Annotated in this window: 21 protein-coding genes; 18 read left to right on the forward strand and 3 right to left on the reverse strand. The window is 33.6% G+C overall.

From position 1 onward, the window contains the following. Positions 1-10: 10 nt before the first annotated feature. Complete coding sequence (locus O0550_RS00135) at positions 11-94, forward strand: putative holin-like toxin (RefSeq protein WP_373408753.1); 84 nt, start codon at positions 11-13, stop codon at positions 92-94. A 322-nt stretch (positions 95-416) separates the two neighbouring features. Here the strand turns inward: O0550_RS00135 and O0550_RS00140 are convergent, their stop codons facing one another. After that, on the reverse strand, positions 417-1187 hold the full coding sequence (locus O0550_RS00140; RefSeq protein ID WP_258425368.1) for a DUF1829 domain-containing protein: 771 nt from the start codon (positions 1185-1187) through the stop codon (positions 417-419). Then, on the reverse strand, positions 1184-1630 hold the full coding sequence (locus O0550_RS00145; RefSeq protein ID WP_258425369.1) for a DUF6978 family protein: 447 nt from the start codon (positions 1628-1630) through the stop codon (positions 1184-1186). The genes O0550_RS00140 and O0550_RS00145 overlap by 4 nt, the downstream gene beginning before the upstream one ends. A gap of 1106 nt (positions 1631-2736) precedes the next feature. Here O0550_RS00145 and O0550_RS00150 point away from each other — a divergent pair. From O0550_RS00150 to lmuB, 4 genes are all read left to right on the forward strand, one after another. After that, entirely contained in the window at positions 2737-3252 is a 516-nt protein-coding gene (locus tag O0550_RS00150; protein ID WP_258425370.1) for an accessory gene regulator B family protein, read from the forward strand. Between the two features lie 135 nt (positions 3253-3387). Next, on the forward strand, positions 3388-3753 hold the full coding sequence (locus O0550_RS24610; RefSeq protein WP_396125576.1) for a LytTR family transcriptional regulator DNA-binding domain-containing protein: 366 nt from the start codon (positions 3388-3390) through the stop codon (positions 3751-3753). Between the two features lie 315 nt (positions 3754-4068). Next, the gene (locus tag O0550_RS00155; RefSeq protein WP_258425371.1) at positions 4069-5139 is read left to right on the forward strand and encodes a DUF4297 domain-containing protein; all 1071 of its coding nucleotides are present in this window, start codon (positions 4069-4071) and stop codon (positions 5137-5139) included. 4 nt (positions 5140-5143) lie between these two features. Beyond that, entirely contained in the window at positions 5144-6838 is a 1695-nt protein-coding gene (gene lmuB, locus O0550_RS00160) for a Lamassu anti-phage system protein LmuB (RefSeq protein WP_197245837.1), read from the forward strand. Positions 6839-7208: 370 nt separating this feature from the next. Here the strand turns inward: lmuB and O0550_RS00165 are convergent, their stop codons facing one another. Next, positions 7209-7583 (reverse strand): helix-turn-helix domain-containing protein, encoded by a 375-nt coding sequence (locus tag O0550_RS00165; RefSeq protein ID WP_197245838.1) that lies wholly within the window; start codon positions 7581-7583, stop codon positions 7209-7211. A 165-nt stretch (positions 7584-7748) separates the two neighbouring features. On the opposite strand from O0550_RS00165, the gene O0550_RS00170 reads away from it, so the two are divergent. From O0550_RS00170 to O0550_RS00230, 13 genes are all read left to right on the forward strand, one after another. Beyond that, positions 7749-7970: a helix-turn-helix transcriptional regulator gene (locus O0550_RS00170; protein WP_197245839.1), complete on the forward strand. Its 222-nt coding sequence runs from the start codon at positions 7749-7751 to the stop codon at positions 7968-7970. A 136-nt stretch (positions 7971-8106) separates the two neighbouring features. After that, positions 8107-8262: a hypothetical protein gene (locus O0550_RS00175; protein ID WP_197245840.1), complete on the forward strand. Its 156-nt coding sequence runs from the start codon at positions 8107-8109 to the stop codon at positions 8260-8262. Positions 8263-8385: 123 nt separating this feature from the next. After that, entirely contained in the window at positions 8386-8985 is a 600-nt protein-coding gene (locus O0550_RS00180) for a helix-turn-helix domain-containing protein (protein ID WP_258425372.1), read from the forward strand. A gap of 13 nt (positions 8986-8998) precedes the next feature. Then, on the forward strand, positions 8999-9211 hold the full coding sequence (locus tag O0550_RS00185) for a hypothetical protein (RefSeq protein ID WP_396125577.1): 213 nt from the start codon (positions 8999-9001) through the stop codon (positions 9209-9211). Continuing rightward, positions 9201-9374: a hypothetical protein gene (locus O0550_RS00190; RefSeq protein WP_163246390.1), complete on the forward strand. Its 174-nt coding sequence runs from the start codon at positions 9201-9203 to the stop codon at positions 9372-9374. The genes O0550_RS00185 and O0550_RS00190 overlap by 11 nt, the downstream gene beginning before the upstream one ends. Positions 9375-9421: 47 nt before the next feature. Next, on the forward strand, positions 9422-9703 hold the full coding sequence (locus O0550_RS00195) for a hypothetical protein (protein WP_258425373.1): 282 nt from the start codon (positions 9422-9424) through the stop codon (positions 9701-9703). A 21-nt stretch (positions 9704-9724) separates the two neighbouring features. Beyond that, the gene (locus O0550_RS00200) at positions 9725-9943 is read left to right on the forward strand and encodes a hypothetical protein (RefSeq protein WP_258425374.1); all 219 of its coding nucleotides are present in this window, start codon (positions 9725-9727) and stop codon (positions 9941-9943) included. Between the two features lie 51 nt (positions 9944-9994). Next, positions 9995-10573 carry a host-nuclease inhibitor Gam family protein gene (locus O0550_RS00205; RefSeq protein ID WP_258425375.1) on the forward strand — a complete coding sequence of 193 codons (579 nt, stop codon included), beginning with the start codon at positions 9995-9997 and terminating at the stop codon, positions 10571-10573. Next, complete coding sequence (locus O0550_RS00210) at positions 10570-11220, forward strand: ERF family protein (RefSeq protein ID WP_258425376.1); 651 nt, start codon at positions 10570-10572, stop codon at positions 11218-11220. Before O0550_RS00205 ends, O0550_RS00210 begins: the two co-directional genes overlap by 4 nt. Further along, complete coding sequence (locus O0550_RS00215) at positions 11213-11620, forward strand: single-stranded DNA-binding protein (protein ID WP_258425377.1); 408 nt, start codon at positions 11213-11215, stop codon at positions 11618-11620. The genes O0550_RS00210 and O0550_RS00215 overlap by 8 nt, the downstream gene beginning before the upstream one ends. Positions 11621-11633: 13 nt before the next feature. Continuing rightward, the gene (locus O0550_RS00220) at positions 11634-11984 is read left to right on the forward strand and encodes an HNH endonuclease (RefSeq protein ID WP_258425378.1); all 351 of its coding nucleotides are present in this window, start codon (positions 11634-11636) and stop codon (positions 11982-11984) included. A 14-nt stretch (positions 11985-11998) separates the two neighbouring features. After that, entirely contained in the window at positions 11999-13021 is a 1023-nt protein-coding gene (locus O0550_RS24470; protein ID WP_258425379.1) for a DnaD domain protein, read from the forward strand. Next, positions 13018-13719 carry a Rha family transcriptional regulator gene (locus O0550_RS00230; RefSeq protein WP_258425380.1) on the forward strand — a complete coding sequence of 234 codons (702 nt, stop codon included), beginning with the start codon at positions 13018-13020 and terminating at the stop codon, positions 13717-13719. Before O0550_RS24470 ends, O0550_RS00230 begins: the two co-directional genes overlap by 4 nt. Positions 13720-13820 lie beyond the last annotated feature (101 nt).

Consider the following 13820-nt stretch of genomic DNA (forward strand, 5'->3'; position numbering starts at 1 on the left):
GGGTGAAGCTATGACGGTATTTCAAGCATTGACTCTGATGATCTCTTTTGCAACTTTGGTCGTGTTAATACTGTCCTTCCATAAAAAGAAGTAACCGCCCTTGAGATTCCCAACTCCAGCGGTTACTTCTGACAGAATAAATGAGCCACCCCTTTGAAGGGATAGGTCTATTGTATGACCGTAGGTGCTACCAACACCTGCGGTCTTTTTTATTATATGCAAGCTTGTACTCTTATAATACCATATTATAGGTGTTTATAAACAGCGGAATATTGTAGGAGTTAGAAAGTTCTTTATTATTTTCCTACTCTTAGCTATGATTACTATTAATCAATTAATGTTCATAAAGTTTTTTGCAGGAACGTATGTTCTTTTTTGGCGTTTAAAAATACATTGAGTACTATGCCTAATTTGTATTAAGCAGATAGTTCATCAATGTATTTTTCTCTCTCGGACCAAAGTACAGGTTTAATATCATAGCTTTCGAGGGCTCCAACTATTTCACCACTTACTGATTTGTCAGAATCATTCAAGAAAGCATACAGAGTAGAATCGTTCTTTCTGGTTTCTCTAGTATCACTCCAAGCAAACAGTAATGATTGGGTTCGATCTTTTGTTGGAGAATTCATTGTTTGAATTATGCGTTCCGGGGATTTCTTTGATTTGGGAACGACAAAATCAAATTTATGGATGTAACTACTCTTACCTGTAAAATTGACGTTATCAGTATACCTTATATCATGCTCATCAAGAAGGTTTTCTACATCCTCGTAAAATAAACTTTGAATGGTTGGTTTAGAAGTCACAAACATATCATTAACTGAAATCATAGCTTGTAGTAACATATGCTTTTTTTGAGGAAAATCTTCTATTTTACTTATAACAAATAATTCATCGTCAGACGATCTTGAAACCCCATAACCGTTAAGGATAGTTTGAAGGATTTCACGTCTTTTTTTCGAAGAGCCTATATCGCACCCAGACATTAATAAATCATTTATTATATAACCATCATCAGTTATTTTAAATTCATTCCCTTGAGGTATTACAAATATTTGTAAGTGGTCATTATGCCGATCAAGCAATGGGGTTGTTATTTCAATAGCACTACCGAGATCGTTTAAAATAATTTTTTCTCTAAGCCAATTTAAGTAATTATTTTTAAGTTGGATACCTAGTTCCATCATACAAGTCCACCTCCTTGATAAGTTATTAGAGGTACATTAGTAATATTATTATACTTTAAGAAGTCAAGTAATACCTGTCCAAGATCAGAAATATTGGTAGGCATAATTTCTGGAAGTGGGTATGCCCATTTGTCCATATAATCTTCACGATAGATATGTATATGTGGACAAGGTATTTCTTGTAAATCAGGATTTGTGTGTGGGGGACCCACCAAATCAACTCTAAGTAAAATAATTGTTCTCATATGTCTATTTTGAAGAGTACATTTACTTAGACTTATTTTTCCTTTTCTATTTATATCTAATAAAAATGAATCATTTCCAGTTGAGGTTTCGGCTTCTAGAGTTAAACTATCGCCTGGTTTTGGAAAGTTTATATGGGTACAGTTTATTAAAGTTTTAGCAGCTTGAAGTAAATTATCAGCCTGTTGTTGAGTTAGCAACCAACATTCCTCCCTAGTTTAAATTTATATCTAAGAAATTAAAGATTTATCTGAAAACAATAGAAATGTATATAGGTTAATGGAGATGTAGGTATAAATCACTAAATTCTTCCCCTACTAATTCCGTAAACTTACATACTTTCCATAGGCGTAAAAATAACCCTTTGTCCGTTTCCCAGTACATAAGACTGGTTTTGGAGAGGGTTTAATGTATAAAAGTTTCAGGTTGAAACAAACTACTTTCCTAATAATACCATATTATAGGAATTTAGATACAGCATATATCGTTTGATTGATATAAAATTAATGAATATTTAGGTGGATTGAAAGTATTTGGAAGGGTAAAATGTTAATTGAAGTGAAAAAAGATACTGAAGGAGAAAAATTATTAAAGCTATTTTATAACTTAACTTCATTACAATGACGATATATCGAGGTAATACAAATGGATACTCTCTTATACATAATTTTAGGTAGTATTGATATATTGGCGATACTGGTGCTGTCGTTCAAAGTATTTCGCTTCCCACTGATATACAAAAAGGAGTTCCTGATAATATCAATTACAGCTTCATTGGTATCCTACCTAAATAGGGTAGTATTTAATATTCCAAGTGTTGACGGTTGGTTTCAATATACGATACTTATTTTATTTTTTAGATATATGTTAAAGGTAAAGTTATTTGACAGTATTGTAGTACCAACAGTAGGGTATTTATGCTTTAACATTGTGCAATACAGTACTTATTTAGTTTTACTTTTGACAGGTATAGTCTCATTGGCAGACGGACAAGCACTTACAAACTGGGGTACTTACTTAATACAACTCTCGACTCATCTAATTATTTTTTTTATAGCCTGGTTAATTTACAGGTACAATCATGGATTTTCATTTATTATGGTACCTCCACATGATGTCCACATAAAGACTAAAATAACACCTCTAAGATTTCGAATAATGATAACAGTGTTTCTATCGTCAACAACAATTTTATGTGTAACAAATTGGATGCTTACATTCAATGGGAATCCAACTTGGTTAATTCCTGTTTTTATTATCTATTTAATTATCCTGATTAAGTTATTAGAGAAAAAGGAAATGACCAATGATTGAAAAACTATCCTATTTTCTTGCAGTTAAAATTTATAATGCAAATCCTGATAAAAAAAAAGAAAGTGTAAATGTTTTATCTTATTCATTGTCTACTACAATTAATTATTTACTAGTATTATTTTTTTCTTTACTGATTGGTGTTTTCACGAGTTCATTTCTGGATACAATCGTAGCGCTGATATGTTTTGTAGTGCTCCGTATTTTTTCAAAGGGGTATCATGCAGCATCCTTAACTACTTGCTTTGTACTGACAACGGCTATCATAACAGTTATTCCTCATATTCCATTGTTTGATTATATAAATGTAATTAATATATTAAATGTAATTCTAGTATTATTTTTCGCGCCGAATAGTAGTTTTGAGGGAGAATTAATTCCAAAAAGAAGAGAGTTTTTATTAAAGGGAGTTTCGCTAATTCTAGTGTTATTCAACTTTTTTATTTCGTCACATATTGTGGCCTTATCTTTTTTTGCACAATCAATGCTTTTAATCCCTAAAAGGAGGTGAGGACAATGAATAAACAGATCGCAAAAACAATTTCAAAGGGATTAGGTACTTTGGGTAAGGTTTATACGAAGCTTGCTAAAGTTACAATCGGGAGCCCAGTTGTACCTAAAGAATTAAGAAAGTAAGAGTAGAGTTATGGGAGATTCGCCAAAGTTTTTCGGTATAACGCCGTCAGGTAACAGAAGTGATAGATCAGCGTATGTAGAACTCTCAATAGATGATTTTAATTTCGTTGATCGGTATAATGACACAACTATTGCGTACCATACGAAAAAAGGTTTATTTTTATCTGTGAACTCGTTGGAAGGCATGTTCATTTGTCTTGAAAAATATGGATTTACAAACTTAGACTCAACAAATGTTACAAATCTTAAAAATATAGAAAGTGTAGATGCTAGTCCGTATGGGATTAGTGTTCACTTTCCAAACGGAATGCATACAACAGTATCGCGATATAAGTACAAGAAATTCCTCACAGATTTACCAAAGAAACCAATCTGAATAAGGTGGTTTCATATTGACATGAAAAGTCCTCCTTATAAAAAGAGGGCTTTTATCTATATTTTATCCTTTTCTCGAAAAGTTCTGAGAAAAATTTTAGAGATTCAAACAATATTTGGGTTTTAAAAAAGGTGTTACATTCATCATCTAATTACTCTAAGGAATATTCGTAAGATTTGTAAAACTAGTTAAGTGATATTTAAAAAATATAACTTTTTCTATAAAAAAAACAAAAAATGATATATTATGGTAATTAGCATAATCTGGTTACTTGCTCGAAGAATTATTTTTGGGGGGTTAAAGGAGGATTGTCTAATGAATATAAGTTCTTATCCTAGCTTAAGAAAATATAAAGCACGTGAAAATACAGGATCAAGGTCTTCTAACAGATTTGCCATGCAAGTTAGTTTTGCTATGTGGAAAATTTTTGAGCTATTTAAAACTGAAGATTTTACCGTTGTTATGGATTGTATAGATGATATTGCTATATTTAAAACGTCAATTGAAAAACCAAATATTGTAACGTACCAATTAAAAACTAGAGATGCTACTGTAGGGAACTTTGAATTAAGAGCTTTGATAGGTAGTGACGTATTTTTGAAGCTATATGATCATATTGAAAAAATAGATGAAGATGTAAAAGAGATATATTTAATAACTAATAATCCGTTAAAATTTAAAAAGAAGAGAGTTAATGCTGAACAAATTTTATTTAATGATTTAGATGAAGAGATTAAAACTTTAATTGAAACAAATATGTCTACTAGCCCATCTTTTGCAAAAAAAGGATTATCACCTAAGTTTATATATTCATTAATAGACATGTCTTTTCATAATCATAAAGAAATTAGTCAAACTAGATTAAATTCTTTACTAATGGACGAGGAAATAAATATTAGCATAAAAGCTGCTACTGCACTTTATACCACCCTGGAAGATATTCTTACAACAAAACAAAATTACGAATTCAGTTTACAGGATGAAATAGCTAATGTAATAAGAAGAAAAAGTTACTCAAGAGACGAATTCGCATCATTATTAGAGAACTCAAAAAAAATAAATGCTGATGTTTTAAGTTATGATGATATTTGTAACAAATATAAAGATAAACCAACTTTAAGTTTAAAAGAAGAAAGTATATATAGGAGAGCGATGGCAAGTGTTAAAGAAAAATGTAATAATTCCCCCAACATCTTACAAGATATAAATGAAACAATCTGTCAACATATTAGAACAGAAATTGATAAGAATGATCGGCTTACTAGAATTGAGATGGTTACAATTTTAAAAGATGTATTCGATGCTCAAATAAATATTGGCTTTTCAGAAGAAGAAAAAGAAGTTCTATATATGCAAAATATCGAATTATACTTGAAGGAAGGATAAAACCATGAATAGGGTATTGATTAATAAGTTATTCATTTTTGATGTAATTGATAAAAAATCAAAAAGTGTAATTTTTAAGGATAGAATTAATATTGTTACGAGTAAAGGAAATCAAATAGGCAAATCAACTATAATGAAATCCATTTATTATACATTGGGGGCAGTGGTATTTTTTGCTGAAAGATTAAATTTAAAAACTAAAATTCACATTCTAGAAATAGAAGTGAATGGCAAAGAATATGTTTTTATTAGACATGGTGATATTGTTGTAATAAAGGATAATAAAGGTATTTTAAAGACATCAAGTTCGACTGAATTGTCATGTGAGCTAGGTGATATATTTGGGTTCAGCATTTTTTTAGAAGACAAACAAAAAAGATATGTAATAGCTCCTCCTGTTTTTCATTATATTCCCTATTATATTGATCAGGACCATGGTTGGACTTCGGAATTAAAGTCCTTTGATAATTTGGGACAATTCGATAAAAAGAGTAGAGATTCATTATATTATTATCATTTAGGTATTCTTGATGTAGAATACGGACTAAGGTTAAAAGAAAAAAAAGAGCTAGATTTTTTGTTGGATAGCTTGAAAACTAGAAATAAAGAAATATTGGGTTTACTTACTTACATAAGAGAAAATATAACAGCTATTAATTTGGAAATGGATACGACAGCTTTACAAATTCAAAAAAGAGAGATACTTAGTAAATACAAAAAGTATTCATATGATTTAAATAATATTCGAAGAAAAATTATAGAATATCAAGAGGAATTGCATAAAATTGAAAATGTTATTGGTAATTTAAATAATGCTTTGAAACAGAGTGATAAAGTAAAGGAACATATAAAACATCAATTTGATGTAGAGTGTCCGCATTGTTTTGAGCATTTTGAATTACAAACTAAAGATATATTAAAAATTAATTATAAAATTGCAGATTTAGAAGCTTCAAAATTAGAAATGATAGATATCAAGGAAAAAATACTAAAACAAATAAAGAAAGTACAAAAGGAATTTCAGGATTATGAATTTGCTTTGAAAGCTATTGAAAAAGAAAAAATTGATTCAGATAATACTTTTGAAGATATATTAAAATTCAAAGGTTTACAAGAAACTCAAAAGCAATTAAGCATAGAACTTAAAAAAAATGTAAGTGAAATAGAAATTAATTCGGAGAAATTAAAGAAAGTTATAGGGAAGTTAAAAAAATGGCAGGATGAGATAGATAAAGCAAATAAGCGTTACAGGGATATTTTGAGTTTAAATTTAAAGAGATTTAATTCAGATGAGAATGAGTTGCCTAAAAACTATAATATAGGAAAAAATGTAAAAGCGTCTGGCAGTGGTCAAGTTCGACTTAATTTATCTAGAGTGTATTCATTTATAAAGTTAGTGGAGGAATACAAACCGGATGGATTGAAATATCCACTTGTTATTGATTCTCCTAAAGGAGGAGAACAAAGTATTTCAAATAGTGAATTGATTTTGAAATTGTTAACAAAAGAAGCCCAAATATCAAACCAAATTATTTTGGCAACAATTGACTTTGAAAGTTTCTATGTTGGAAATACTGATAAATTTAACATAATTACTTTAAATAATGAAATTTACAGTTTATTATCTGCTGAGGATTATCAACGGAATAAAATAATAATTGATTACTATATCTCCATATATTTTGAAGCAAACAGCTAAGAATGTAAAAGGAACTTGAAACCACCTTAATAAGGTGGTTTTTATTTTTTGTTAGGGTAAATTGCAAATTTTTTAATTATATCTTCTTTTAAATAAAAAGTAAAGATAAATTGACCTAGGGGTCTATTGATACCTAAAAAACGCAAAATTCGACAAAAATTTCCGTTTTTAGATGATACCATTTTTATAAAAGAGGCAAATGTAACATAAAAAATGAAAAATATACAAGATTCGGAGGGTGATATAGTGACAGAGGAGAATGGAATAGAAGTGGTTTATGAAAAAGTTAATGTAAGGATCGAAGATATTTTAAAACAACTTGAACTTGAAAAAGAAATTCCCTCCGCGTCATCTGAATAGGAGGGAATTATTATTTGTTAATCATTCTTTTTGCTCTAACAAAAGCTATAAACTCTAAAGCTTCTTCTTTTGTTAAAGGTTTTCCGTCTATGTTTATAAGGTTTATTTTTTTCAATATTTCTTCATCGGTTAGTTCCAAACTATCAACAAAAAGACGGACATCTTGATTTAAAGTTCTGCTAGGATCATTGATCCTTCCGAGAAGGTAATCAATTGATACCCCAAAGAAGTCGGCAAGTTTTTGGAGGGTGTCATTATCAGGCTCATTGATTCCAATTTCGTATTTCGCGTATGTTGAGCGGTTAATTCCAACTAGTTTAGAAAGATCAGCTTGAGTCAGTTTCTTCGCTTTTCGTGATGCTTTTAATCGTTCCCCTAGAGCCATTTGTTTTCCTCCGTATTTATTAATTACTAATAATTATATGTGACAAAAAATCACAAAGAAAGATTTGTGCTGATAAAGAACAAAAACTATTGACTGTGATGAAAAGGAACAATATAATGTGATTATACAGAACAAAAATAAGATTCATAGAGAAGGAGGGTGGATATGAAAACTAGGCAGTGGCTGATTAACCTTAGAAAGAGTAAAGGATTAACGCAAGAACAAGTAGCTAAGTTTGTTGGAATTAATCGTTCTACATACACTAAAGCTGAAAATGGTAATGCATTGGGTATAAAGACCGCTAAAAAGATTGCAAGGTATTTTGGATTAGATTGGACTATTTTTTTTGAAAGTAAATGTGACGAAAGAGAACAAAAACTAGCTTGAAAGCAGTTAAGGCTTCAAAAAAATACAAAGAGAACCGACCTATCGTAATCACATCCAATGAACACTCAAACACCAACGGATAGGACAAACTCTCCAACTCATATACATCTAAAAAACAAAAGAGGTGTTGTTGTATATGAAGATCATGCTAAATCATGAACAAACAAAACGCTTTTTTGATGCAATTATGCCGGAAGTAATTGAACTGATAAAAAAAGAAAAATTGATGCGATTAAAGCAGGCAGAACAGCAAGAAAATACTGACAATCATTTGGTTATTTCCGCGCAGTAGCGCGGATTCTAAGGTGGACAAGCTTTCAAAAATTCCCCCGGTAAGCAGCCGAGGGAGAGCATGATGAAAGATGAACACGATTTAATCATACATGACAATTATATCCAATAGGAGTGAGAACAAATGGCGAACATAGGATACGCCCGTCAACAGATAGGTCTTTACCTTAAACATTTTCGAATAAATAGCATGCAACCTAGTGTTAGGACCCAGGTTGCATTGGGAATAGCCCTCGGAATCGCTCAAAAAAGGGTAAGCAATATTGAATGTGGATACGACGAACCCTCTATAAAATTAGCTGCCAAATGGTGCGAGATAACAGGATGGTATGAAGGATGGGATATGTTAACGCACATGTATCGACTTGATCCATTTTCTCTTGCCCCAGTTGATCCAGTTTTAAATCAAGATGTATCAGATGCGATTTTAAACCTAAAAAAGCAATTGATAGAGGCAGAAAAAGCTATTGGAGCTTTAGAGAAAGAGGAACCAAAGTTGAAAAGAATGGAGCTTAAAGGGGTTAGACCCATGAGCATGTCCATGCAGAATCATCAAAAGCAACTTATCGACTTAATACCTGCTGTTAAGACGTTATTTTATTCCTTACAACGTTCTGGAAGAGCAAACATGGGAGAGGTTGGTTCTATGTGGAATAACGAGGCATTTCGGGAATATGTAGCAATGCCTAAGGTAGAGGATTTAAAAACAATTATGGCGCTTTAGAGGAGGAAGAGCAGTGAAAGAAATGCTGGACGGTCTCGATGAAGAGGAGTTGTATCACATCATAAATGGAATTCTTGATCTTTCTAAGATTAGTCTCAGAAATGGAGATACAGTTGATGCCAAGAAGAAGGAAATCATAGCTAAGAAGGTATCAGATATCAGGATAGCACGTCAGCATGAGCAAGCTAAACAAATCCTAAATAAGGAGGAAAAAGGTGAGTATTGAGACTGCTAAACGAAGATTCTTGTTTTATCAGAGATTAATGGTCACAGCTAAAACAGATGGAGACACAGTTGCCTATGAAATTTATAAAGAGATTACTCGTGAGTTAGAAAAAACGATTAGAGAGCATGAAAAAACCGCCTGCGGCAAACAGACGGCCTCGTAAGAAAAAAATGTACCTCAACAATACCAAATAATCGGAGGTTGGACAAGTTGTTTGAACCTAAAGTAATAAAAATTAAACGAATAGCTATTGGATGCATTGTGAACTATTGCGGTTTTAAATATTACGAAATCAATCATTATTACGATACTGAGGATGGACAAGAACGCAGAGGTATATCAAAATTCTCGTTTTCTTTTTTCAAGAATAAAGGGATTACACAACGCTTTAACGGAACGAAGAAAATTGATAATTGGCTTGCCACGGAAGAAGGTCGAAGGGAATACATTTCTTTACTCAACAAAGAAGACAAGTATTTTAAATACATTTAGATGCGGAGGTTGGACAAGCATATGAACAAAGATATTGTAACAAACGAATTAATTGGCGGAATTTTCGATCGAGTAGCAACCTATAAAATGGATGGCACTTTACACATAGAACAAACCCCTGAATATGTTGAGGGACTAGGTTGGAAAGGACATCAAGCTGTTACTCTGCAAGATTGGGATGAAATTGTAAAGCTTAGGGATTTCTTAAATGGATTATCTCCCATTCAAGCAAGAGGATAATCGGTACATTTAATCAACGCAATAAAACTTAAATCTTAGGAGGAATTGAAAATGAATTTATCAGCCTTGCAAACATATGAACTAAATGAAATTGAGGATATACGCTTTGAATTATCAGAAGAAGAGGCAAAACAACGTTTTCGTGTGCATGATCTTGATTCTCTTAACTGGGTCTTGCGGAAGATTGCTGCATTAGATGCAGAGATAATGGCGAAGCAGAGTTTGGCTAACAAAGAAAAAATGCGCGTGATTGATTGGTTGAACAGAGAAACGAAAACCATTGAGGACAGTCGTTTATTCTTCACTCAACTTATAGAGGAATATGCAAGGGAACAAAGGACTAATGATCCTAAATGGAAAGCTTCCACACCTTATGGAAAAGTGAGCTTTCGTAAACAACTACCTAAATGGGACTACATTGATGAGAAGGTAGCTATCGAATCGATTCAGTCAGCAGGGTTAGAAGAATTTATTAGAACGAAGTACGAATTGGATAAAGCCCCTTTAAAGAAACATTTGCAAATACATGAAGATGGTAGAGTAGTTGATCCTAGTACAGGGAATTTTATCGAAGGGATCAAGGTCGTTGAGCAACCAGAGGCTTTAAAAATAGAGGTGACTAACGAATGAGTGAACAACCTCGTTCTCTGGTCAAGAAGCTAGCTAAGGTTATGCAAAATGTTAAGTACATTCAGAAGAGAGGCTATAACAAATTTCATGACTATAATTATGCCACCGAGGCAGATGTAGCTGAAAAAGTTAGGGAGGTTCTTGCGGATCAAAATATCATTTTGGTTCCAAATATGACAGCACATAGCATTCGTGAACATGTAAATGGCAAGGGTAAAACCGAATATATCGCGACTGTTCAAATGGAGTTTAAGTTTTATGACGGTGATTCTGATGAGGAGTTAATCTTTCATATGGTCGGTGAAGGCCAAGATGCAGGTGATAAAGCCACCTATAAAGCTATAACAGGTGCTCAAAAATATGCTCTTATGAAAGTATTTATGATTCCAACTGGTGACGATCCTGAAAACGACTCAGAAGCAGATAAAAGTAATGAAGAAACAGAGCCTACAAAACAAAAAGCAACACCAAATGTAAGAAATAGCAAGGAAGCTGTATTAAAAGCTAAGTGGCAACTTCTGGGGTACTCGTTAGATGACTTTGATGCTTGGTACCAGAATCAGACAGAAAAAGGATATAACGATAACCAAATGGAGGCTTACCTTACAAGAAAAATAAAGGAAAGAGGGGCAACTAAGAGTGCTTAACAGAGTAATCCTTATCGGTAACTTAACAAAGGACCCTGAGTTGCGCTATACCCCGAATGACGTTGCCGTAACTACTTTCACTCTAGCAATCAATCGGCCTTATTCGGGAGCCGGAAAAGAAGTTGACTACATTAATATTGTAGCGTGGAGACAATTAGCAGACCTATGTGCTCAATACCTTGCTAAAGGAAAGAAATGCGCTGTAGAAGGTCGTTTGCAAACGAGAACCTATGACAACAAGGAGGGAAGAAAGGTCTATGTTACCGAGGTGGTAGCGGAAAGTACTGAGTTCCTAAGTTATAAAGATGGACAAGCTCAGCAGAGCAATGGGCAATCATTTAATGCCTCTTTCTCTGGTAACAAAACAATCAATATTACAGATGATGACTTACCTTTCTAGGATGGTGATAAATATGGGAATGTTTGATGAAGTAAGAGCCGTACCAAAGCTAGGTAACAAACATAGAACCAAAAAACGGGTAGATCAGGGGAGAATTACTCCCCAGGTCTATGCGGAAGTAGTAGCACGAGATAATGGGCAATGTGTGTTATGCGGAAGTAATCAGTGGTTAGAAGCCCACCACATCATATTCAGAAGTGCAGGAGGTACAGGAGAAGCTTATAACGTTGCCTTAGCATGTGGTCCTGTAACTCAAACAGGTACATGCCACTGGAAAGCGCATAGTACCAAGTCAGGTCGGAAAGCATTCGAAGAATACCAGCAGAAAGTATTAATCCCGTATTACCGGGGAGGAGCATCTTAAGGAGGGGGAAGTAAGTGGCAACTTATAGGCAAGTACAAACAAGTTTTTGGCAAGATGCCTTTGTTTTAGACCTAACACCAGAAGAGAAATACTTCTACATTTACCTCATGACAAACAGCAAAACGACGCAATGCGGAATATACGAACTACCTAAGCGAGTTATTGAAATGGAGACAGGTTACAACCGTGAAACAGTTGAGAAATTGCTTAAACGTTTCGTGGAATATGGCAAGATTGCTTACTCTGATCAAACAAAGGAAATCATGCTGCTGAACTGGTTAAAGCATAATTCTATCAAAAGCCCAAAAGTCAAAGCTTGCATTATGAAAGAGCTGAATGCAGTAAAAACTCAAGAATTTATAAGGGCTTTCGATACATTGTGTAAGGAATATGGATACCCTATGGATACCCTATCTATAGACTTGGGAGAAGAAAAAGAAGAAGAAAAAGAAGAAGAAAAAGAAGAAGAACAAGAAGAACAAGAAGAAAAAAAAGAACAAGAACAAACAATACCCCCTATATCCCCCTTAGGGGAAGTGGTGGAGGTAGGCGGTAGGGATTTGTATGTTTTTAACAGTGTGATTGATCAATACAAAAAATATTTCGTTTTCGAGCCAACTTTCATCATGACGGAACTCTTACATAGTTACCTCGATGACGGAATAGAGATGTCAGCTATTGCTTGGGCCATGAGAGAAGCAGCAGAGAAAGGCAAGGATTGGAACTATTGCAAGGGCATTATTAATAAATTCCCATCAAGAGGCATTAAAACAGCAGAACAAGCTGAACTAAATAAGCAAGATCATGAGCGCTCCAAAGCAGAGAGGGTTAACCATTTGCAAGTTGTATCAGGCAAAAAAGGATATGGCAATAGACCAGTTCTGCAAGACAAATACCCAGCTGCTGTTCAACGCCAGATAGATCAAGAGCAACAGGAACAACCAACACGCGTTACACAAAAGCAAACGATCATGGATGATCCCGAGCTGAAAGAATTATACGAATCACTAAGACAACCAAGGAGGAATCAAGCATGAATCAACTAGTCTTTATTCAAAACAATCAGGTGTTCACAGATAGTCTAAAAATCGCAGAGGTCTTTAGAAAATCCCACGATAATGTAATGCGTGATATTCGAAATCAGATTGAAAAGTTAAGTGAAGCTGGTGAGGGGGAATGGGGTACCCTCAACTTTGAGGAGACCCATTACACACACCCTCAAAACAAGCAAATGTACCCTAAATACAATCTAACAGAAGATGCTTTTGCTCTAGTTGCCATGAGCTATGTAACGCCAGAAGCAATGAAAATGAAAATTCGCTTCTTAGAACAATTCAAACAGATGAAAGAAAAATTAAATCAAAACAAAGTGGTTCCTTTGAATGATCGACAAGCTATTATTCAATCTCTCAAACTCACAGTGGAAATGGCTGAGGAAATGGAAGAGGTTAAAAGCATTACACAAACACACGGTCAAAAACTCAGTGAACTAGAGTATAAGGTAGAAAGGCAAATTACGTTGGATAGTGGTCAACAGCGTAATTTACAAAAAGCAATTGCTCGAAAAGTGTACGAGCTGGAAATAGATCAAGAACGCAGAAGTGAATTATTTCGACAACTGCATCGAGAGATAAAAGATCGTTGGGGAGTATCGAGTTACAAGGATGTACGTCGTAAGGAGTTAGAGCAAGTTTTACGTTATGTTGATGCTTGGATGCCACGTAAGGTTTCTTAAAACTAACAATGGCGTAGACCTTTGGAAAATAAAAAAATCGGGGAGTGAGGATTGATGGATACACAGGACAATCAAATAGTTAAAGAAATATTGAACAAAGA

It is taken from the genome of Brevibacillus halotolerans, from assembly GCF_026891775.1.
GTDB classification, from domain to species: domain Bacteria; phylum Bacillota; class Bacilli; order Brevibacillales; family Brevibacillaceae; genus Brevibacillus_B; species Brevibacillus_B halotolerans.